Source organism: Methylobacterium sp. 285MFTsu5.1 (assembly GCF_000383455.1).
Taxonomy (GTDB): Bacteria; Pseudomonadota; Alphaproteobacteria; order Rhizobiales; family Beijerinckiaceae; genus Methylobacterium.
Genome location: NZ_KB911270.1, coordinates 241,992 through 261,082, shown reverse-complemented (window position 1 = coordinate 261,082; position 19,091 = coordinate 241,992). Strand labels below are relative to the sequence as shown.

21 protein-coding genes are annotated in these 19,091 nt (G+C 71.2%); 11 read left to right on the top strand and 10 right to left on the bottom strand.

Features of this window, described 5'->3' with window-relative positions; all coding sequences use genetic code 11:
- Positions 1-5: 5 nt before the first annotated feature.
- On the top strand, positions 6-461 hold the full coding sequence (locus tag H288_RS0101300; protein ID WP_020090782.1) for an NfeD family protein: 456 nt from the start codon (positions 6-8) through the stop codon (positions 459-461).
- 9 nt (positions 462-470) lie between these two features.
- On the opposite strand, the gene H288_RS0101295 is transcribed toward H288_RS0101300, so the two are convergent.
- Positions 471-3,350: a phosphoenolpyruvate carboxylase gene (locus H288_RS0101295; protein ID WP_020090781.1), complete on the bottom strand. Its 2,880-nt coding sequence runs from the start codon at positions 3,348-3,350 to the stop codon at positions 471-473.
- A 208-nt stretch (positions 3,351-3,558) separates the two neighbouring features.
- On the opposite strand from H288_RS0101295, the gene H288_RS0101290 reads away from it, so the two are divergent.
- Together H288_RS0101290 and H288_RS0101285 are read left to right on the top strand one after the other, a co-directional pair.
- Positions 3,559-3,861 (top strand): hypothetical protein, encoded by a 303-nt coding sequence (locus H288_RS0101290; protein WP_020090780.1) that lies wholly within the window; start codon positions 3,559-3,561, stop codon positions 3,859-3,861.
- Complete coding sequence (locus tag H288_RS0101285; protein WP_020090779.1) at positions 3,858-4,580, top strand: hypothetical protein; 723 nt, start codon at positions 3,858-3,860, stop codon at positions 4,578-4,580. Before H288_RS0101290 ends, H288_RS0101285 begins: the two co-directional genes overlap by 4 nt.
- A 3-nt stretch (positions 4,581-4,583) precedes the next feature.
- Here the strand turns inward: H288_RS0101285 and H288_RS0101280 are convergent, their stop codons facing one another.
- A complete protein-coding gene (locus H288_RS0101280; protein WP_020090778.1) occupies positions 4,584-4,943 on the bottom strand; it encodes a helix-hairpin-helix domain-containing protein in 360 nt (119 codons plus the stop codon).
- Between the two features lie 225 nt (positions 4,944-5,168).
- On the opposite strand from H288_RS0101280, the gene rpmF reads away from it, so the two are divergent.
- Complete coding sequence (gene rpmF, locus H288_RS0101275; RefSeq protein ID WP_003601373.1) at positions 5,169-5,357, top strand: 50S ribosomal protein L32; 189 nt, start codon at positions 5,169-5,171, stop codon at positions 5,355-5,357.
- Positions 5,358-5,376: 19 nt separating this feature from the next.
- Here the strand turns inward: rpmF and H288_RS0101270 are convergent, their stop codons facing one another.
- Positions 5,377-5,691 carry a hypothetical protein gene (locus H288_RS0101270; RefSeq protein ID WP_020090777.1) on the bottom strand — a complete coding sequence of 105 codons (315 nt, stop codon included), beginning with the start codon at positions 5,689-5,691 and terminating at the stop codon, positions 5,377-5,379.
- Between the two features lie 93 nt (positions 5,692-5,784).
- Positions 5,785-6,381: a polyhydroxyalkanoate synthesis repressor PhaR gene (gene phaR, locus H288_RS0101265; protein ID WP_020090776.1), complete on the bottom strand. Its 597-nt coding sequence runs from the start codon at positions 6,379-6,381 to the stop codon at positions 5,785-5,787.
- A 325-nt stretch (positions 6,382-6,706) separates the two neighbouring features.
- Here phaR and H288_RS0101260 point away from each other — a divergent pair, with 325 nt between their 5' ends.
- From H288_RS0101260 to H288_RS0101245, 4 genes are all read left to right on the top strand, one after another.
- Positions 6,707-7,891 carry an acetyl-CoA C-acetyltransferase gene (locus H288_RS0101260; protein WP_020090775.1) on the top strand — a complete coding sequence of 395 codons (1,185 nt, stop codon included), beginning with the start codon at positions 6,707-6,709 and terminating at the stop codon, positions 7,889-7,891.
- Positions 7,892-8,005: 114 nt separating this feature from the next.
- Positions 8,006-8,734 carry an acetoacetyl-CoA reductase gene (gene phbB, locus H288_RS0101255; RefSeq protein ID WP_020090774.1) on the top strand — a complete coding sequence of 243 codons (729 nt, stop codon included), beginning with the start codon at positions 8,006-8,008 and terminating at the stop codon, positions 8,732-8,734.
- A gap of 506 nt (positions 8,735-9,240) precedes the next feature.
- Positions 9,241-9,654, top strand: coding sequence for a hypothetical protein (locus H288_RS33470; RefSeq protein WP_020090773.1), 414 nt, complete (start codon positions 9,241-9,243; stop codon positions 9,652-9,654).
- 21 nt (positions 9,655-9,675) lie between these two features.
- Entirely contained in the window at positions 9,676-9,915 is a 240-nt protein-coding gene (locus H288_RS0101245; RefSeq protein WP_020090772.1) for a hypothetical protein, read from the top strand.
- A gap of 220 nt (positions 9,916-10,135) precedes the next feature.
- Here H288_RS0101245 and H288_RS0101235 read toward each other — a convergent pair whose 3' ends face one another.
- Together H288_RS0101235 and H288_RS0101230 are read right to left on the bottom strand one after the other, a co-directional pair.
- Complete coding sequence (locus H288_RS0101235) at positions 10,136-11,362, bottom strand: glycerophosphodiester phosphodiesterase family protein (RefSeq protein WP_020090770.1); 1,227 nt, start codon at positions 11,360-11,362, stop codon at positions 10,136-10,138.
- A 95-nt stretch (positions 11,363-11,457) separates the two neighbouring features.
- Complete coding sequence (locus H288_RS0101230; protein ID WP_020090769.1) at positions 11,458-11,886, bottom strand: cupin domain-containing protein; 429 nt, start codon at positions 11,884-11,886, stop codon at positions 11,458-11,460.
- Positions 11,887-11,985: 99 nt separating this feature from the next.
- Here H288_RS0101230 and H288_RS0101225 point away from each other — a divergent pair, with 99 nt between their 5' ends.
- A complete protein-coding gene (locus H288_RS0101225) occupies positions 11,986-12,609 on the top strand; it encodes a ribonuclease D (protein WP_020090768.1) in 624 nt (207 codons plus the stop codon).
- A 164-nt stretch (positions 12,610-12,773) separates the two neighbouring features.
- Here H288_RS0101225 and H288_RS0101220 read toward each other — a convergent pair whose 3' ends face one another.
- Together H288_RS0101220 and glnA are read right to left on the bottom strand one after the other, a co-directional pair.
- Positions 12,774-13,412, bottom strand: coding sequence for a VOC family protein (locus H288_RS0101220; RefSeq protein ID WP_020090767.1), 639 nt, complete (start codon positions 13,410-13,412; stop codon positions 12,774-12,776).
- 218 nt (positions 13,413-13,630) lie between these two features.
- Entirely contained in the window at positions 13,631-15,040 is a 1,410-nt protein-coding gene (glnA, locus tag H288_RS0101215) for a type I glutamate--ammonia ligase (RefSeq protein ID WP_012322030.1), read from the bottom strand.
- Positions 15,041-15,372: 332 nt separating this feature from the next.
- On the opposite strand from glnA, the gene H288_RS0101210 reads away from it, so the two are divergent.
- A complete protein-coding gene (locus tag H288_RS0101210; protein ID WP_012322031.1) occupies positions 15,373-16,407 on the top strand; it encodes a glutamine synthetase beta-grasp domain-containing protein in 1,035 nt (344 codons plus the stop codon).
- A 266-nt stretch (positions 16,408-16,673) separates the two neighbouring features.
- On the opposite strand, the gene H288_RS0101205 is transcribed toward H288_RS0101210, so the two are convergent.
- Positions 16,674-16,853 carry a DUF2735 domain-containing protein gene (locus tag H288_RS0101205; RefSeq protein WP_020090766.1) on the bottom strand — a complete coding sequence of 60 codons (180 nt, stop codon included), beginning with the start codon at positions 16,851-16,853 and terminating at the stop codon, positions 16,674-16,676.
- Positions 16,854-17,039: 186 nt separating this feature from the next.
- Positions 17,040-17,378 carry a P-II family nitrogen regulator gene (locus H288_RS0101200; RefSeq protein WP_003600526.1) on the bottom strand — a complete coding sequence of 113 codons (339 nt, stop codon included), beginning with the start codon at positions 17,376-17,378 and terminating at the stop codon, positions 17,040-17,042.
- A gap of 194 nt (positions 17,379-17,572) precedes the next feature.
- On the opposite strand from H288_RS0101200, the gene H288_RS0101195 reads away from it, so the two are divergent.
- Positions 17,573-19,075, top strand: a complete 1,503-nt coding sequence (locus H288_RS0101195) for a bifunctional ADP-dependent NAD(P)H-hydrate dehydratase/NAD(P)H-hydrate epimerase (protein WP_020090765.1) — start codon at positions 17,573-17,575, stop codon at positions 19,073-19,075.
- Positions 19,076-19,091 lie beyond the last annotated feature (16 nt).

Below are 19,091 nucleotides of genomic sequence, written 5' to 3'. Positions count from 1 at the left end.
CGCCGGTGACGCTCGATTCCCTCGCCGGAACCCTCGGGACCCTCGGGGCGGCCTGGAGCTGGGTCATCGCCGGCCTCGTGCTCGCCGGTGCCGAGATCCTGCTGCCCGGCGTGTTCCTGATCTGGCTCGGCCTCGCCGCCGTCGCGACCGGCCTCGCGGCCGCGGCGCTGCCCATGCCCTGGCAGGGCCAGACCCTGCTGTTCGCCGGTCTCGCCGTCGCCCTGGTGGCGCTCGCGGCGCGCCTCCAGCACCGCGGCAGGCGGGCCGGGCCGGACCTGAACCGCGCCGACCGCGGCCTGATCGGGCGCGAGGGCGTGCTCGACGAGCCGATCGTGCGGGGCGCGGGCCGGATCCGCTTCGACGACACGCTGTGGCGGGTCGAGGGGCCCGACCTGCCGGCGGGCCGCCGGGTGCGCGTCACCGGGATCGGCGGCACGGTCCTGCGGGTGGAGGCGGCCTGAGGGCCGCGCCTACCCGAACGCCCCGACCTCGTGCTGGATCATCCCCGAGATCTCCCGCACCTGATCGAACATCCGGCGGATCGGCTGGAACAGGTTGGCGTGCTCCGCCTCGTAGGTGCCGACGTCGCGCGGGCCGGCCGGCTCGCCGAAGTTCAGGCCCAGCGTCGGGTCCGGCGTGACCGGGAAGATCGCGTCGAGGAGCTTCAGGCAGCCGTCGATGTCCAGCCGCAGGAAGCGCTCCAGCAGCTGCTCGCGGGAGATGCCCGCCTGCGGCCGGAAGCCCGGGATGTGCACCGCCAGGAACCAGATCCGGTGGATCAGGGCGAGGCGCAGGGCGTGGAGCAGCGTCAGCCGGGCCGACATGGCGGGCAGGTCCGGGGCGGCAGCGCTCAGGGCGAGCCAGTCCCGGGTCAGGCGTCCGAACAGGTTCCGCAGCGCAGGAGCGAGGTCGAGGCGTTCCAGCGCTCCCGAGATCACCACCAGCTCGTCCCGGCGGAAATCCTTCTGGGTGCGCCGCGCCCGCTCCAGCCACACGGCCGGGTCCAGGGTGTCGATATAGGCCCGCAGCACGTCGAGGTCGCCGACTGAGGCGGCGTGCTGGACCAGCCGGAAGGCCCGGGAGAAGCGTACCGAATCGCGCCGCATGTCGCGGAACAGGTCGGGGCCGCGCTGGGCCGCCCGGCCGATCCCGTGGAGGGAGTTCGCCAGGAAGCCGAGCTGGTGCAGGATCGCGTTGTTGGGGATCGCCCGCATCTGGCGCGGATGGGTGATCCGCGCCGGGCCGCCGTTGTCGGTCTGGCGCGCCACCGGGCGCGACCCGGTCCGGTCGATCAGGCTCGGGCCGAAGGTGCCGAGGAGCGCCGCGTAGCCCGGGTCGTCGACCAGCGACTCCATGTCCTGGCGGGCTGCGGTGAAGAATTCGAGGGCGAAATCCGGCTCGGCGTAGATCGGGTCGACCTTGCCGTCGGAGGCCTTCGGCCGGTCGTTCAGGGCGTAGTCCGGGAACGAATCCTCCTCCGTCACGTCGAGGGCGTAGACGTGCTCGGCGATGCGGGCGACGCAGGCGCGCGCCAGCGCCTCGGTGCCGTACAGCAGGTAGCCGTCGGTGCCCTGGAAGCTCGATTCGAGCCGGACGCGGATGCCGGCCTTGCGGGCCCGGTCCCGGGCATCCTCCGGGGCGAGGTAGGCGAGGCGGTCGCGCAGGGAGGTCGGATGCGCGCCGCGCCCGATCGACTCGCCGTGCGTGTCGAAGATCGCGAGCTCGACGTCGGACAGGCCGTTCTGGACCAGCATCTCGGTGATGCGCAGCCGCAGCCGCTCGATCCAGAAGGTCGCCGCGAGCTGGCCGACGTAGCGGCCCGAATCGGAGTAGCCGAACTGCACGGTGAGGCGGCCGATGCGCTTCAGGTACTGGCGCCAGTGCGGGTTGCGCAGGGCGTCGTCGAGCACCCGGATGCCCTGCTCCAGCGCGCTCGCCGTCTCGAACAGCGGCGTGATCTCGAGCTTGTCGGCGATGCCGTAGTGGCGCGCGAGCCAGAGGGCGGCGAGCAGGGTGTAGCCGGTCTCGGTCTCGGCGATGAGGAAGCGCACCGGATGGGTGCCGTCGACGTGCTTGAGGATCTGGGCGATCGTCATCATCAGCCGCGCCGCCGAGGCCCGCTCGGCCGCGAGCGCCCCGAAATCGACCGCCACCGGGCGGACGTCGTTCAGCAGCGTGTGGATCGTCGCGAGGTGCGAGCGGCGCCGGGCCGCGTCGGTGGGCTCGCCCTCCAGGTCGATCACCCGCCGCACCGCGTTGTGGATCTGGCTGGCGTTCAGCCGGAAATGCGGCAGGGCGTTCGACAAGCCGTGCGTCGCGACGCCCGCGCGCAGGACGGCGATCCGGCGCTGGTCGGCCGCGTCGTCGGCGGCCTCGAGGGCCTTGGTCAGCGCGGCGACGAGGGCGCCGGCATCGGTCTGGGCGCGCTCGCGCTCGATGATGAGCGCCAGGGCGAAGCGGTGCACCGCCTCGAGGGACGGCTGGTCGCCGAGGCGCGGCGCCACCGTGAGCTGGCGGTTCACCGCCGCCAGGGCGTTCTCCGCGAGGGCCCGGACCTCGCGGCAGGCGGGGATCTCGGGCAGGTCGCGCATCACCCGGTCGAACTGCATGCGCTTCGAGATCAGCCGGTAGCGCAGGGTGTCCCACCAGCCGATATCGGTCCGCCCGTCGGTGTCGCAGCCGACCCAGCTGGCGATGGCGAAGGGGCGGGGCGTCAGCTCGGTCCAGCGGTCGGGCCAGCGGGCGCGGGCGGCGTCGAGCAGGGCGCCGTTGAAGGCGTCGAGGGCGAGCCGGCCGTTATTGGCCGCCGCACAGGCCTGCTCGAACTCGACATCCAGGGTGATCGGGGCGTCCGGCCGGGTCGACAGGGCCGCCGCGCGCGCGATCAGCCCGGCGCGGTCCCTGGCGTTGGGCAGGCTCGCGGCCTCGGCGAGGAGGCCCGCGACGGCCCGCGGCATGCCGAAGGTGGGGTGGGCCGTGAACACCACCGCGAAGGCGGTGCGGTGGATCAGGGCCGCGAAGGCCTCGACGCCGTCCGGCCGGTCGGGTGCCGCCGCCACGAGCCGCGCGGGGATCGCCGCCTGCGGATCCTCCGGCCCGGCATCGAGCCCGACATAGGCCCGCAGCCGTTCCGCCCGCGCCGCCAGCGCTGCGGCACGCAGGCGCACGAACAGGCCGTCGAGGTCGCCCGTCGAGATCTCGTTCCGGTCGAAGCGCCGGGTGATCGCCAGGGTCACCGCCAGGACGGGATTGCGGAACGGGTCCTCCCGGGCCTGATCCCGGGCGGCCTCGATCAGTCCCAGGAGGTGCGCCTCCAGTTCCTCGGGCTCGCGGCTCGGCTCGTGTTGCATCGGTCGGTCCCGGCTCCGGTCTGCCCGCATCTACCCGGTCCGCCGGCCCACGCAAGGAGCGTTCCGCACGTGACCCGGGACTGACCGGCTACTGACCGAGGATGTGACGTTGGACGTGAGGGGACACACAACCGCGACGCGGCGGGGCGATATCGACGATGGGATGGGGTGGCGGCGGCCTGAACCGCAGGCTAGAGCTGACCTCCTGATGGAGCGCCTGTTCATCATCCTGGCTATTCTGGTCATCGCTGTCGCCATCGTCGCCGTGGCCGCGATGGCGGCGCGCGGCCGGCGCGAGCCCCTGCGCATGGGTTCCGAACTCGACATCGAGGACGAGGACCTCGTCATCGGCTCGGTCGGACCGCGCAAGAGCCCGATCGACCGCAGCGCCCAGGTGCTCGACCCGCGGGTGCTCGATCTGGACGCGATCGAGTTGGAGCCGATCCGCGCCCTCGACCGGACGCAGCGCGACGTGCCGCTCCGCCGGGACCCGCCGGGAGCTGGGCGATGAAGCTGTGCGCGCGCGGGGCGGCCGGGCTGCTGCTCGCCGGCCCTCTCTGCCTGTCGACGATGACGGGCGTTACGGCCGCGCCCGCCGGTAAGCCGGCCGCGGCGGCCATTCCGGCGCAGGCCGCGCCTCCCCAGGCTTCGCCCGCGCAAGTCGCGCCTGCACCGGCCGCGCCCGCCGCGACGCCGCCGCCAGGTGAAGCCGCCCCTCAGGCGGCGAGCCCCACGCCCGCCGCCGGCCCGACCCTCGAGCAGCCCTGCGGGACGCAGGCGGCCCGCTTCGAGAGCGCCAAGGGGTTCAAAATGGTGATCACGCGGGCCGGGCAGGTCCGCACGACGAACCCGCTCAGGCCGCTGACGACCGAGGTGAACGAGGTTCTCCAGGTGGTGATCGCCGGAAAGGTCGCCACGGCCTACGGGCCCGATTTCACGACGCTGCGGCGCGGCGGCGCCGCGTCGGGTATCGAGGCGATGCTGGGCGGTTCGATCCACTGGGAGCCGACGCTGCCGACCTTCCCCGATCCGATCGCGATCGTCAGCGAGGAGGGGACGCCCCTGGCGCAGCTGACCTTCCGCGCCTGCGAGGCGGCGCCCGCCGTCAAGGCGCCGAAGGTGCCGAAGGCCGAGGCCCGCAAGAAGGCGCCCCGCCAGGCGGCACCGAAGGCGGCGGCCCCGAAGACGCCCCCCGGCTTCTCCATGCCTCAGGGGGCGATCGCGGAGTAGCGGCTACTTCTGCTTGGCGATGACCTTGTCCTTGATGCCGTCGTAGACGTTCTGCGGGATGATCTTCTTGGAGACGAGATCGTCCTTCCCGCGATACGGCCGTTCCTTGATGATCGCGGCCGCGCGCGCCGCGCCGATGCCGGGCAGCGCGTCGAGCTCCTCGGTGCTGGCGCTGTTGAGATCGATCAGCGCCCCCTTGGCGGCGTTCGGCGATCCGGCGACGGGCGCGCTCGGGGCGGCGGGCTTCGCGGGGGCCGTCGGTGCCGCGGTCGTCGGCGCCTGCGGCGCCTGCGCCAGGGCTGGGGCCGCGACGAGGCTCGACAGGAGGGCGAGGAGGGCGAGGGTCTTGGTGGAGGAAGCCATGGCGTTCTCCCGAGAGGCGCGGCCCGCACCGCGGTGCCGTCCGGCCAGATCTGCGCCGCTCCGCTTGAACCCGCCCTTAACGGTTGTGGTCCGGCACCCCTAGTCACGGGCCGGCGCCGGAGCTATAAGCCCGGCCTCATCCGTATCCCGCGGTGTGCGTGGCGATCCTCGATCGAGGAGCCGCCCGCGCGCCGCTTTGTCCGCGGCGTCACGAAGGATCCAGCCATGGCCGTTCCGAAGCGAAAGACCTCCCCCTCCCGCCGCGGCATGCGCCGCTCGGCCGACGCCCTCAAGGCGCCGACCTACGTCGAGGACAAGGATTCCGGCGAGCTGCGCCGTCCGCACCACATCGACCTGAAGACCGGCATGTACCGCGGCCGTCAGGTCCTGAAGGTGAAGTCGGCCGAGGCCTGAGCCTCGCGAAGGCGGCGCCTCAGGCGAGGCGCCGCGCGGCCTCCGCGTAGCGCGCGGCGGCCATCCGGGTCCGTTCCAGGCGCGACGGCAGCAGCGTCGGATCGCCCGCCGTCAGCAATTGCGCGATGAAGCCGGCGCGGGGTCTCCCCGCGGCCGTGCGTTCCGCTGTCCGGGGGGCGGGCGGCTCATCGGACCGGCCCCCGTCGATCAGGGCGAGCGCCTGGACCTCCGTCCGCGCCGCCTCGGGGGAGGCGTCCGCGTCCGGGACCGGCGCGCGCCGGGTGGAGCGGACCTGTGTCGGGCCGAGACGGCTGACTGTTCCGATACGCACCATGCGCACATTCTCCGCACGTTTCCGTGCCCGTGTCGCAAAGGTGGGGCCGACGTTTACCGATCGTCAACCCTTCGTCCGGTCGGTCCGGCCGAATTACTTTTTCGCGAGCGCCTCCAGGCGCTGCTGCATCTCCAGCATCTGGCGCTTGAGATCGTCCAGCTCGCCGCCCCCGTAGGATGTGGGCTGAGTCGCGGCCGGCGCGGTCGGCTGGGCTCCCGGCGCGGGCGGGGCGAAGCCCGTGAACATCTTCATGGCATCGCCGAAGAAGTTCATGTTGGTGCGCACCTGCTGCTCGATGGCGTTCTGGAACGCCGCCGGGCCGAAGCTCTGGGCGAATTTCTCGCGCAGGCCGTCCTGGTCCTTGGCGAAGTTCGCCATCGAGAACTCGAGGAAGCTCGGCACCATCGTGCGCATGCTGTCGCCGTAGAAGCGGATCAGCTGGCGCAGGAACGCCACCGGGAGCAGGTTCTCGGCGCCGGCCTTGTTCTCCTGCTCGAAGATGATCTGCGTCAGGACCGAGCGCGTGATGTCGTCGCCCGTGCGCGCGTCGTAGACGACGAAATCCTCGCCGTTCTGCACCATCGTGGCGAGGTCCTCCAGCGTCACGTACGTCGAGGTGCCGGTGTGATAGAGGCGCCGGTTGGCGTACTTCTTGATGACGGTCTGGGTGGCCTTGACGGTATCCGCCATCGGGAACGGCCTTTCTGGACTCGGGACCGGGGGGCGTTGCAGACGCGCGGTGCTGTCTGACGGGGGCTGTCTTCGCGCCCGCAACACGATCCTTAAAGCCTTCCCCGGGCGCAGAAAACAGCAAACTGCAGCTGTTCAACGCAGAATAATGCAGAGCGGGCGGGACGGTCGCGCCATTTCAGTCTCGCGGTCGCGTCATCGGCGCGTTTGGCGCGTTGATCCACAACCTTGACTTCGCCCACCTCAGGCCCTTCATCCCAGGGCCGGCACAGAGCGCGCCCCGGGACGTGGAAGGCGCGCCGGCTCGCGAGAGGAGAACGTTCACATGGCAGGCAGCGAAGAGATCGTCATCGTCGGGGCGGCGCGCACGCCGGTCGGCTCGTTCGGCGGCGCCTTCGGGGCGGTGCCGGCCCACGAGCTCGGCGCGACGGCGATCAAGGCCGCCCTGGAGCGCGCCAAGGTCTCGCCCGACGAGGTGGACGAGGTGATCTTCGGCCAGGTCCTCACCGCGGGCGCCGGCCAGAACCCCGCCCGGCAGGCGGCCATCAAGGCCGGCATCCCCGAGAAGGCCACCGCCTGGAGCCTCAACCAGGTCTGCGGCTCGGGCCTGCGCACGGTCGCGATCGGCATGCAGCAGATCGCCAACGGCGACGCCAAGGTCATCGTGGCCGGCGGCCAGGAATCGATGTCGCTGTCGCCCCACGCGCAGTACCTGCGCGGCGGCCAGAAGATGGGCGACGTGAAGCTCGTCGACACGATGATCAAGGACGGGCTCTGGGACGCCTTCAACGGCTACCACATGGGCCAGACCGCCGAGAACGTCGCCCAGGCCTTCCAGCTCACCCGCGAGCAGCAGGACCAGTTCGCGACCCGCTCGCAGAACAAGGCCGAGGCCGCCCGCAAGGAGGGCCGGTTCAAGGACGAGATCGTCCCCGTCACGGTGCCGGGGAAGAAGGGCGACACGGTCGTCGACACCGACGAGTACATCCGCGACGGCGCCACCCTGGAGGCGATGGGCAAGCTGAAGCCGGCCTTCACCAAGGACGGCACCGTCACGGCCGCCAACGCCTCGGGCCTCAACGACGGCGCCGCCGCCCTGGTGCTGATGTCGGCCTCGGAGGCCGAGCGCCGCGGCCTGACCCCGCTCGCCCGGATCAAGTCCTGGGCGACCGCGGGCGTCGACCCGAAGGTCATGGGCACCGGCCCGATCCCGGCCTCGCGCAAGGCCCTGGAGAAGGCCGGCTGGAAGCCGTCCGACCTCGACCTGATCGAGGCCAACGAGGCCTTCGCGGCCCAGGCGCTGGCCGTGAACAAGGACATGGGCTGGGACGACGCGAAGGTGAACGTCAACGGCGGCGCCATCGCCATCGGCCACCCGATCGGTGCCTCGGGCGCCCGCGTCCTCGTCACCCTGCTGCACGAGATGAAGCGCCGCGACGCCAAGAAGGGCCTCGCTACGCTCTGCATCGGCGGCGGCATGGGCGTGGCGATGTGCGTCGAGCGGACCTGATCGGTCTGTCACGACAGTATCGGCCCACAACATAGACTTAAGGCCGAAGTCAGAAAAAATCGCGTGCGGACGCCATCCGCACGCGGCATCAAGTGATGCGAACAGGAGGAAACAATGGCTCAAGGACGCGTCGCCCTCGTGACGGGCGGCACCCGCGGCATCGGCGCGGCGATCTCGAAGCGGCTCAAGGACAAGGGCTACAAGGTCGCCGCCAACTACGCCGGCAACGACGAGGCGGCCAACGCCTTCAAGGCCGAGACCGGCATCCCCGTCTTCAAGTTCGACGTGGGCGATCTCGCGAGCTGCGAGGCCGGCATCAAGGCGATCGAGGCCGAGCTCGGCCCGGTGGACATCCTGGTGAACAACGCCGGCATCACCCGGGACGGTGCCTTCCACAAGATGACGTTCGAGAAGTGGCAGGCGGTCATCAAGACCAACCTCGACTCGATGTTCACCTGCACCCGTCCGCTGATCGAGGGCATGCGCAGCCGCAACTTCGGCCGCATCATCATCATCTCGTCGATTAACGGCCAGAAGGGCCAGGCCGGGCAGACCAACTACTCGGCCGCCAAGGCCGGTGTGATCGGCTTCGCCAAGGCGCTCGCGCAGGAGAGCGCCTCGAAGGGCATCACGGTCAACGTGGTGGCGCCGGGCTACATCGCCACCGAGATGGTGATGGCGGTGGCGGAGGATATCCGCAACAAGATCATCTCCACGATCCCGACCGGCCGCCTCGGCGAGGCCGACGAGATCGCCCACGCGGTCGAGTATCTGGCGAGCGACGAGGCCGGCTTCGTGAACGGCTCGACGCTGACCATCAACGGCGGCCAGCACTTCGTCTGATCGCCGCGGGCGCGCCGGTTCGACCCGGCGCGCCCGCCCTGTGGGCGAGCCGCCCCACCGCGCCGGACGCGCAACTCTCCGTCCGGTGAGCGTTCCTTCCGACACTCCGCGCGGCCGAGCCCGACGACGGCGCTCCCCGCGCCGGCCCCACCTGCCGGCGACCGTCCCGGGCCGCGCCGGTTCGGCCCACGCGCCGCGCGCGCCGCCGGCCGTGGTCGCGAGCCCGGACCATCCGACCCATCAAGCGTGACGAAAGTCCTTCCCCGCGTGCGGAATCGCGCGTCGGGCGGGATAACGGGCATTGCGGGCAGCGATCGAGCCTCCGGCCCGCGTGTTCTGAGACACGAACAATTCGAACGGCCTCGTATAGACCTCCTTCCATCGGCTCACGGATGGTCCTGCCGATAGAAATCGAGGTTTCGAGGATCATGAACAACTGGTTTCACGGTAAATTCGGCGTTAAGTTTATCGGCGCGAGCCAGAATTGTTCTTCCCGCACGACCGCGATGCGTGACGACCGCTCCGCGGCCCGCCGCCCCGCGCTGCCCGCAATCGCGAAGCTCGGGCTCGCGGCGGCCTGTGCCCTGGGGCTGGCGGCCTGCGTCACCCCGCAGGAGCGCCACGCGCTGGATCAGAACCAGTGCTACGCCTTCGGCTTCGAGCCCGGCACCGACGGCTTCGCCGAGTGCATGATGGGGCTCCACCAGCAGCGCGCCGTCGCCCAGACCAACAGCAACCTGTACTGGCAGGCGCAGCTCGCCGAGCAGAACCGCCGCCGCGAGGCCCAGCAGGACCTCTACAAGGTCATGAGCCTGCAGCGCACCGGCGACGCGCGGTTCCCCGTCTGCGGCGCCTCCTCGGACGGCGGCATGGATCGCCGGACCATGACTTGGTACGGCCCGAACTGCCGCGCCCGCTGATCCGGATCGAGGGAGGTTCCCATGTCTGACGTGACGACGCGCGGCCCGCGCAACCCGAGCCGGATCATCTTCGTGACCGTGGCCCTGATCGGCATCGCCGTCGGGTTCGCGACCGCCAGCCTCGTGTGGTTCACGCTGGCCGTTCTCGGCTCCGCCGCGCTGACCTGCGCGGGGTACGGCCTGATCCGGCGGCGGCTCGGCTGGAAGCCGCTGAACGGCGAGTACCTGTCCAACCTCCTCTACGTGCTGAGCCCGTACTAGACGGACACCACGCATGCCCCCGCGGTCGCGCCGCGGGGCTCATCGGCGGGCGGCGCAGGTCCACGAAGACCTGGCCGCGCCGCGCACCCATCCCCCAGACCGCGCCGCCTCCGAGGCCACCATGACGCTCGCCCTCATCATCACCGGCTTCCTGATCGTGAACTTCGTGATGGCCGGCCTCTTCTCCCTCGTGGCCCTCTGGGCCGACTGAGCGGCGGCGCTAAGGAGCGCCGACGCAGTTGGCGTAGAAGGTCGTGGTCGCGGGCCAGTCGGAGAAGACCCCCAGCACGCCCACCTGACCGTGCAGGACGTCGAGCAGCCGCAGGATGTCGCCGTCGCCGGTGACCACCGGCTTGATCGACTGGTAATAGTACCCGCCGCCGCCCTTCAGGGGGCCCGAGCGCTCCAGCGACCACGCGATCAGCCCCAGCCCGGCCGCCTTGGCCTCCCGGGCGTAGGTCGAGGGCTCGATCGTCCCGTCCGGGCCGGGCCGGACCAGCATCCACAGCGGCGGCGCCAGGATCTTCACGCCCTTCCGGGCGAGCTCGGCCATGCCGGGCTGCCACGTGGCGGGCTTCTCCGGGTCGAAGCCCTTCGCGGTCTCGTCCCGGTCGTCGAGGAAGACCGCCTGGCGGCCGAATTCCGGATCCTTCTCCAACCAGTAGAGGATGTCGCGGAGCTGGAAGCTCTGCGGGTAGACGTCGGAGGCCGGGATCCCGGCCTCCCGGTACTCGTCGACCAGCTGCTGGGCGTACATGTCCTGCGTGTAGGTGCCCTGGAACGGCATCGGGACCTGGGGCGCCTTCAGCTCGGGGGTGAATTTCCGCCCCATCCCCTTCACCAGCGCGATGTACTCCTTGTGCGACATCAGCGTGCCGGTGCCGGCGTAGAGGTCGGTGCGCCAGCGCGGCGTGGCGTTCATGTAGGCCGCCACCGTGGTGGCGTCCGGGTCGGACGCGTCCATCTTCCCGTTCAGCGACTTGAATTCGTCCAGCGTCAGGTCGCTGGTGCAGCACTTGGCCGAGGCCTTCCGCCCGGTGGCCGGGTCGGCCGGCGTGAAGCCCTGCGTGCACTTCGCCGCGAGCTCGGGCCGGGCGAGGATGTCGGTGGTCGTGTGCAGGTCGCACTGGCTGTGGCGGCAGACGAGCTGGCGGTCCTTGGTGAAGGCCACGTCGCACTCGATGATCCCGGCGCCCATCCGGTACGCGGCGAGCAGGCCCTCCCGGGTGTGTTCGGGAAACATCAGCGGCGCGCCGCGGTGCGAGATCGAGAAGGTCCGGGGCGTGTAGGTCCGGTCGACGCCGCAGGCGGCGAGCCTGTCCTTGAGCGGGCCGGGCTTCAGCTGGTCGACGAGATAGAAGGGCCGGGGGCCGAGCTGGGCGGCCTCGCCGGCGAGCGCGGGGCCCGCTCCCAGAAGCAGCCCCAGCCCCAACATGATCGCACGCATCGCGAACCTCCCGTTTCAGGCCGCCGGTAGAGGGGGAGGGTGACAGGGGCGTGACCCCGCACGCCCCGGCGCGCCGCCGCCATGATAGCGGCGGATCATCCGCGCGGCGTCGGCCGCCAGTCGGGCGGCGCCATCTCGAAGCCGGCGAAGTCGAAGCCCGGCGAGACCGTGCAGCCGACGAGCGTCCAGGCCCCCAGGCTGGTGGCGGTCTGCCAGTGGCCGGCCGGCACGACGCATTGCGGGCGCTGCCCGGCGGCGAGGTCCGGCCCGAGATGCCGGGCCTCGGCGTCGTGCCCGTTGGGGCTCGTGGTGATCACCAGCGGCGCGCCGGCGTGCCAGTGCCAGATCTCGGTGGCGTCAACCCGGTGCCACGCCGAGACCTCGCCGAGGTCGAGCAGGAAGTAGATCGCGGTGCCGACCGAACGGCCGTCGACGGTCCGTGGATCGCGGAACGTCTCGCGGTAATGGCCGCCCTCCGGATGGGGCTTCAACCCCAGGGTCGCGATCACCTCGGCTGCCGTCATGTCCAGCTCCCTGTCGGTCCCGGCCGCGCGGATCGTCCGCGGCTTGCCGGCACTTGGCACCGATGCTACCGGCCGAAAACCCCGCAAGGTCCGAGAACGATGCCGAGCCCGACCGTACGTCTCCACCGCGGCGACCTGCCCGCCACCTACGACGCGGGGCGGGCGGTGGCCATCGACACCGAGACGCTCGGTCTCAACCCGCATCGGGACCGCCTCTGCGTGGTGCAGCTCTCCACCGGCGACGGCACGGCCGACGTGGTGCAGATCCCGCAGGACGGGCCGGAGCCGGTCGTGCTCAAGCGGGTCCTGGCCGATCCCGGCATCCTGAAGATCTTCCACTTCGCGCGGTTCGACGTGGCGGTCCTGTACAGGGCCCTCGGCGTCATGCCGAGCCCGGTCTACTGCACCAAGATCGCCTCGAAGCTCGCGCGCACCTACACGGATCGCCACGGGCTGAAGGACGTGGTCCGCGAGCTGGTCGGCGTCGACCTGTCGAAGCAGCAGCAATCCTCGGACTGGGGCGCCGAGACCCTGTCGCAGGCCCAGCTCGACTACGCGGCCTCGGACGTCCTCCACCTCCACGCGGCCCGGGAGCGGCTCGACGCGATGCTGGCCCGGGAGGGTCGCACCGACCTCGCGTCCGCCTGCTTCGGTTTCCTGCCGACGCGCGCGCGCCTCGACCTCGACGGCTGGCCCGAGACCGACATCTTCGCGCACACCTGATCGTCCGGCGGGGCCTGCACACTTCCTGTGCGGAGTGAGACTTTCCTGTCACCGCACCGCGATAAGTCGCTGGTAGGTTGTGGCTGCCTGGGCTTCCGAGTCCCGGCCAGGCCCTCCTCGCCGGTCGCCCACCCGATCAGGCCGGCGAGGAGGGTCCGTCGCCCTCAGGTCAGGTTCCGCGGACCCGACGGCGTGCTGATCCGGGCGGTCCAGCGCGGGCCCCGGCCGGCCACAACCTGCGGTAGAGCGACGAGGCCCAGCGCCGCGTGAAGCCCCGCGACGGCGTCGGGATCCGGATCCGTTAGGACGAGCGCCTCCAGACCGGCGCCGAGATCCGGCATCGTCGCGGCGGGATTGCCGCGCGGTCCCCACGCCATCGCGCAGGGCGCGGCACCGTCCGCCGGCCACGCCCCGCCCGGGGGCACCGCGAAGCGCCAGGACAGGTCGCCCCGGGTCATCGTCGCCGCCGCGCCGAGGAGCGCGCCGTGCGCGGCGAGGAGGCCGTCGAGATCGTCCGCGCGGGCGACGAAGCCGCGCAGCCGCCGGCCCGAATCCCAGTCGGCCCGCACCCGCGCCGCGTCGCCGAGGCCGAACCAGCGGGCGCCCGACGGCGGCGGCGCCTCCGGATCGACGGCGATCACCTCTAGGAACAGGGCGTCGCCGAGGCGCAGCAGGTGGTTGCGCGTGCCCATCTCGCGGTGGCGACCGCCCTCGGGCATGGCGAGGCCGAGGCAGTCCCGCACATGGGCCACGCCCTCCGCGAGGTCGGGCGCGACGACGACGAGGTGGTCGAGGGTGAGCATCGTTCGGGCTCCGTGTGCGCGGGCACCTATGCAGCCGGCCGCCGGGCATGCCCGGGACCGCACCGGTCCCGACCCGGTCTCGGCGCTCACGGGCTGCCTCGGGTGAGGTGGCGAGGGGTAACGTCTGAGCGTCCCCAAGAAAAAGGCCGGGGCCCCGCGAGAGGCCCCGGCCCGGAGGTGCGTGCCGGGCCGGGCCTCGTGCCCGGCCGGCTCTCACATCACAGCGAGTAGTACTGCACGAACTCGATCGGGTGCGGCGTCATCTCGTAGCGCAGCACCTCGGTCATCTTCAGCTCGATGAACGAGTCGATCTGGTCGTCCGAGAACACGCCGCCCTCCTTGAGGAAGGCCCGGTCCTTGTCGAGGCTGTTCAGGGCCTCCCGGAGCGACCCGCACACGGTCGGGATCTTCTTCAGCTCCCGCGGCGGCAGTTCGTACAGGTCCTTGTCCATGGCCGGGCCCGGGTCGATCTTGTTGCGGATGCCGTCGAGGCCGGCCATCAGCAGCGCCGAGAAGGCGAGGTAGGGGTTCGCCATCGGGTCGGGGAAGCGGACCTCGACGCGCTTGGCCTTCGGGCTCTTGGTCCACGGGATGCGGCAGGAGGCCGAGCGGTTGCGCGCCGAGTAGGCGAGCAGCACCGGCGCCTCGTAGCCCGGCACCAGGCGCTTGTACGAGTTGGTCGACGGGTTGGTGAAGGCGTTCAGCGCCTTGGCGTGCTTGATGATGCCGCCGATGTACCAGAGGCACTCCTGGGACAGGCCGGCATACTTGTCGCCCGCGAAGACCGGCTTGCCGTCCTTCCAGATCGACTGGTGGACGTGCATGCCCGAGCCGTTGTCGCCGTAGACGGGCTTGGGCATGAAGGTCGCGGACTTGCCGTAGCTCTGCGCGACGTTGTGGATGCAGTACTTGTAGATCTGCATGTGGTCGGCGAGCAGGGTCAGCGTGTCGAACTTCATGCCGAGCTCGTGCTGGGCCGAGGCCACCTCGTGGTGGTGCTTCTCGACCTTCACGCCCATGGACTGCATGGCCGCGAGCATCTCGCCGCGCATGTCCTGCGCCGAGTCCTGCGGCGGCACCGGGAAGTAGCCGCCCTTGGTCTGGACCCGGTGGCCGAGGTTGCCGCCCTCGTAATCGGTGAAGCCGTTGGTCGGCAATTCGGTGGAGTCGAGCTCGAAGCCCGTGCGGTACGGGTCGGCGCCGAACTTCACGTCGTCGAACACGAAGAACTCGGCCTCGGGGCCGACGTAGATCGTGTCGCCGATGCCGGTCTGCTGCAGGTAGGCCTCGGCGCGCTTGGCGGTGCCGCGCGGGTCACGGCCATAGGGCTCGCCGGTGGCCGGCTCCAGCACGTCGCAGACGATCGACATGGTCGCGGCCGAGAAGAACGGGTCCAGCGTGGCGGTGACGGGATCCGGCATCAGCAGCATGTCGGACTCGTTGATCGCCTTCCATCCGGCGATCGAGGAGCCGTCGAACATGGTGCCCTCGTCGAAGATCTCCTCGTCGATGAGCGACACGTCGAACGTGACGTGCTGCCACTTGCCGCGCGGGTCGGTGAACCGGAAGTCCACGTAACGCACGTCGTTGTCCCGGATCGTCTTCAGCACCTCGGCCGCAGTCGTCATCGTGGGCATCCTCCAGGGATCTCTGAATCGGCTCTCGTGGCGCACCCGCACGCGGTCGCGCGCCGGCAAGCGGCGCTTGATATCCGGCGCGGGCGTGCCTTGCCACCCGCCGGACAGCGGAATCGGCCGACGGATGAGACGATCGGCCCGTTCGCGCACCCGATCTCGTAACCGTGATCGGCAGCTCCGTTTCTAGGGCACCGTTGTTCTCCGGCAATGGCCTTCCTGGCACGATCCATGCAATTGCGGCCGCAGCCGTCGACGAGGCGGCAAGCCGTTCGCGTCTTCCCGGGTTGCCCAGGTCGCGCATCGATACGGACGAGAGAACCGGAATGACCAAATACAAGCTCGAGTACATATGGCTCGACGGGTACACGCCGACCCCGAACCTCCGCGGTAAGACGCAGATCAAGGAATTCGACAGCTTCCCGACCCTCGAGCAGCTCCCGATGTGGGGCTTCGACGGCTCGTCCACCAAGCAGGCCGAGGGCGGCAGCTCCGACTGCATGCTGAAGCCCGTGCGCCACTTCCCCGACCCGGCCCGCAAGAACGGCGTGCTGGTGATGTGCGAAGTGATGATGCCGGACGGCGTGACCCCGCACGAGTCCAACAAGCGCGCCACCATCTTGGACGATGCCGGCGCCTGGTTCGGCTTCGAGCAGGAGTACTTCCTGTACAAGGACGGCCGCCCGCTCGGCTTCCCGGCCTCCGGCTACCCGGCGCCGCAGGGCCCGTACTACACCGGCGTCGGCTACTCGAACGTCGGCGACGTCGCCCGCAAGATCGTCGAGGAGCACCTCGACCTCTGCCTCGACGCCGGCATCAACCACGAGGGCATCAACGCCGAGGTGGCCAAGGGCCAGTGGGAGTTCCAGATCTTCGGCAAGGGCTCCAAGAAGGCCGCCGACGAGATGTGGATGGCCCGCTACCTCCTGCAGCGCCTCTGCGAGAAGTACGGCATCGACGTCGAGTACCACTGCAAGCCGCTCGGCGACACCGACTGGAACGGGTCGGGCATGCACTGCAACTTCTCGACTGCGTTCATGCGCGAGCACGGCGGCAAGGCCTACTTCGAGAAGCTCATGGAGGCGTTCAAGAACGCCCGCGAGGAGCACATCGCCGTCTACGGTCCGGACAACCACATGCGCCTGACCGGCAAGCACGAGACCGCCTCGATCCACGAGTTCTCGTACGGCGTGGCCGACCGCGGCGCCTCGATCCGCGTGCCGCACTCCTTCGTGAACAACGGCTACAAGGGCTACTTGGAGGACCGCCGTCCGAACTCGCAGGGCGACCCCTACCAGATCGCCTCGCAGGTGCTGAAGACGATCGCTTCCGTGCCGACCGAGGCCGCTGCAGCCGCGTAAGACGCGGAGCTTCGACAGACGATACGAAGCCGGGCCCTCGGGTCCGGCTTCGCCGTTTCCGGGGTAACGGGCTTCCGATCTACCACGTCCTCGGGGTTGGAGCGCGGCGCAGGCCTCGACGGAGGCCTCCGGGGATCGCGCGGACCGTCGGGCGCCCTCTCGGGGCCCGCTGGCGCGGGCACGTCAGGATGAGTGGGTCGGGTGAGGGAGCCCGTCGGGCCTGCTCGACGGCCGCAGGGGCGCCATCGCTCCCGAATTCCTCCGCCTCAGGACCGCCGCGGGCGCTCGTCCTCGCGGATGGCGGCCTCGTGGTACCACGCGCCCCCGCCGAAGCTCGGCACGGGCGCGGGCTTCACGTCCGGAGCCGGCCGGGCGGCCTCGCGCGCGCGTCGGAACGCGGACAGATCGTAGATCTTGGCGGTCTCGCGCGGGTCCGTGGCGGCCATCGCACTTCCTCCTGCATCCGGTTTAAGCGGCCGATCGGGCCGGCCGTTCCCGATGATGTGGGGTGCGGGAAGCGGCGCTCCAGGGCCGGAGGCGCCGATGCCGGACATTCGCGCAGTGCGAAATCTTAGGCAGGTGTCGCGCGGTGCGCGGCCGCCGGCGGTCTCACGACCGCGGGCGGGCTCGGGTCAGATCGCGTCCGTGCCGGTCTCGCCGGTGCGGATGCGGATCGCCTCCTCGATCGTCGAGACGAAGATCTTGCCGTCGCCGATGCGCCCGGTCTGGGCCGACTTGCGGATCGCCTCCACGGCGCCCTCGACCAGGGCGTCGGACAGGACGATCTCGAGCTTCACCTTGGGCAGGAAGTCGACCACGTACTCGGCGCCCCGGTAGAGCTCCGTATGGCCCTTCTGACGGCCGAAACCCTTCGCCTCGATGACGGTGATGCCCTGGAGGCCGACCTCCTGGAGCGCCTCCTTCACCTCGTCGAGCTTGAAAGGCTTGATGATCGCTTCGATCTTCTTCATGCCGCTCGGGCCTGCGCTGCGGTGCCTGGCATTTCTAACATCCTCGTGACGCCTTCGCCACGCCGTTTTCGCGGCGCGTCCGACCATAGTGCCTATTTGCTGTGCGATGCACGCACATCCTTAGAGCGCTTCACCGGAATCTGGCGCGATTTTAGTCAGGGCTGATCGGTGCACGGGCAGAGGCGGAGACGGATATGCGGTTGCTGACGGTCGCGGCAATGAGGCGGGTCGATGCCGCGGCAATCGAGGGCGGCGTGCCGGGCCTGACGCTGATGGAGGCGGCCGGGGCCGCCGTGGCCGGGCGCGCCCGGGCGAGGCTCCCGGCCGGTGGCCGCGTCGTCGTCCTGTGCGGGCCGGGCAACAACGGCGGCGACGGCTACGTGGCCGCGCGCCTGCTGGCCGAAGCCGGCTACGCGGTCGAGCTCCTCAGCCTCGGCGCGGTGTCGGCGCTGACGGGGGACGCCGCGCTCGCGGCCGCGGCCTGGACGGGGCCGGTGCGCCCGGCCGAGGGCGGCGCGCTGCCGTCCGGCGACCTCGTGATCGACGCGCTGTTCGGCGCCGGCCTGTCGCGCGACCTCGACGGCGCCGCCCGCGCGCTCGTGGAGGCGGTGAACGAGGCCGGGATGCCGGTGCTCGCCGTCGACGTGCCGAGCGGGGTCGACGGCGATTCCGGCGCGGTGCGCGGCGCCGCCATCCGGGCAGTGGAGACCGTGACCTTCGTGACCTTCAAGCCCGGGCACCTGCTCCAGCCCGGGCGGGGCCTGTGCGGCCAGCTCAGCCTCGCCGATATCGGGACCGGCCCGGCGGCGCTGGAGGCGGGCCTGGCCGCCGGCGCGCCCCTCGACCGGAACGGGCCCGACCTTTGGGGCCGGGACGTCCCGCACCTCACCGGCGCGAGTCACAAGTACACCCGCGGCCACGCCCTGGTCCTGTCCGGGCCGGCCACCAAGACCGGCGCCGCCCGGCTCGCCGCCCGCGGCGCCCTGCGGGTCGGGGCAGGGCTCGTCACCGTCGCGTCCCCGACCGCCGCGCTGCCCGAGAACGCCGCCCAGCTCACGGCGATCATGCTGCGGCCCTGCGAGAGCGCCGACGACCTCGACGACTTGCTCACCGACGAGCGGCTGAACGTGATCCTGGCGGGACCCGGGCTCGGCACCGGCGAGCCGACCCGGGAGCGCGTGGCCGTGGCGGCCGCGGCCGGGCGCGGCCTCGTCCTCGATGCCGACGCGCTGACGAGCTTCGCCGGCAAGGCGCCGCTGCTCGCCGCCCATCTCGCCGACGGGGATGCGCGGGCCGTGCTGACCCCGCATGCCGGCGAGTTCGCGCGGCTCTTCGACGGGACGGACGCGATGGCCGAGGGCGCCGACAAGGTCGCCCGGGCCCGCGCGGCGGCCGCGCTCACCGGCGCCGTGGTGGTCTTCAAGGGGGCCGACACGGTGATCGCGGCCCCCGACGGCCGTGCGGCCATCAACGACCACGGCAGCCCCTATCTCGGGACGGCCGGGTCCGGGGACGTGCTCGGCGGCCTGATCGCCGGCCTGCTCGCGCAGGGCATGGAGCCTTTCGCGGCCGCCGCGGCGGGCGTCTGGCTCCACGGGGATGCCGGCCTGCGCCACGGGCCGGGCCTGATCGCCGAGGACATCCCCGAGCTGATGCCGGCGGTCCTGCGCGACCTCGTCGCGTCGACCGGGGGCTGACCCGGCGGCTGACCGC

Bases quoted from the DNA above. Each gene is read 5' to 3' on its own strand.
- H288_RS0101220 (WP_020090767.1), bottom strand. From the start codon at position 13,412: ATGCTCACCCTCGACCACCTCGTCGTCGTCGCGCCCGACCTCGCGGAG.
- H288_RS0101295 (WP_020090781.1), bottom strand. From the start codon at position 3,350: ATGCAACACGAGCCGAGCCGCGAGCCCGAGGAACTGGAGGCGCACCTC.
- H288_RS0101200 (WP_003600526.1), bottom strand. From the start codon at position 17,378: ATGAAGAAGATCGAAGCGATCATCAAGCCTTTCAAGCTCGACGAGGTG.
- H288_RS0101195 (WP_020090765.1), top strand. From the start codon at position 17,573: ATGCGGTTGCTGACGGTCGCGGCAATGAGGCGGGTCGATGCCGCGGCA.
- H288_RS0101285 (WP_020090779.1), top strand. From the start codon at position 3,858: ATGAAGCTGTGCGCGCGCGGGGCGGCCGGGCTGCTGCTCGCCGGCCCT.
- H288_RS0101260 (WP_020090775.1), top strand. From the start codon at position 6,707: ATGGCAGGCAGCGAAGAGATCGTCATCGTCGGGGCGGCGCGCACGCCG.
- H288_RS0101230 (WP_020090769.1), bottom strand. From the start codon at position 11,886: ATGACGGCAGCCGAGGTGATCGCGACCCTGGGGTTGAAGCCCCATCCG.
- H288_RS0101210 (WP_012322031.1), top strand. From the start codon at position 15,373: ATGACCAAATACAAGCTCGAGTACATATGGCTCGACGGGTACACGCCG.
- H288_RS33470 (WP_020090773.1), top strand. From the start codon at position 9,241: ATGCGTGACGACCGCTCCGCGGCCCGCCGCCCCGCGCTGCCCGCAATC.
- H288_RS0101235 (WP_020090770.1), bottom strand. From the start codon at position 11,362: ATGCGTGCGATCATGTTGGGGCTGGGGCTGCTTCTGGGAGCGGGCCCC.
- glnA (WP_012322030.1), bottom strand. From the start codon at position 15,040: ATGACGACTGCGGCCGAGGTGCTGAAGACGATCCGGGACAACGACGTG.
- H288_RS0101205 (WP_020090766.1), bottom strand. From the start codon at position 16,853: ATGGCCGCCACGGACCCGCGCGAGACCGCCAAGATCTACGATCTGTCC.
- H288_RS0101245 (WP_020090772.1), top strand. From the start codon at position 9,676: ATGTCTGACGTGACGACGCGCGGCCCGCGCAACCCGAGCCGGATCATC.
- H288_RS0101270 (WP_020090777.1), bottom strand. From the start codon at position 5,691: ATGGTGCGTATCGGAACAGTCAGCCGTCTCGGCCCGACACAGGTCCGC.
- rpmF (WP_003601373.1), top strand. From the start codon at position 5,169: ATGGCCGTTCCGAAGCGAAAGACCTCCCCCTCCCGCCGCGGCATGCGC.
- H288_RS0101225 (WP_020090768.1), top strand. From the start codon at position 11,986: ATGCCGAGCCCGACCGTACGTCTCCACCGCGGCGACCTGCCCGCCACC.
- H288_RS0101290 (WP_020090780.1), top strand. From the start codon at position 3,559: ATGGAGCGCCTGTTCATCATCCTGGCTATTCTGGTCATCGCTGTCGCC.
- phaR (WP_020090776.1), bottom strand. From the start codon at position 6,381: ATGGCGGATACCGTCAAGGCCACCCAGACCGTCATCAAGAAGTACGCC.
- phbB (WP_020090774.1), top strand. From the start codon at position 8,006: ATGGCTCAAGGACGCGTCGCCCTCGTGACGGGCGGCACCCGCGGCATC.
- H288_RS0101280 (WP_020090778.1), bottom strand. From the start codon at position 4,943: ATGGCTTCCTCCACCAAGACCCTCGCCCTCCTCGCCCTCCTGTCGAGC.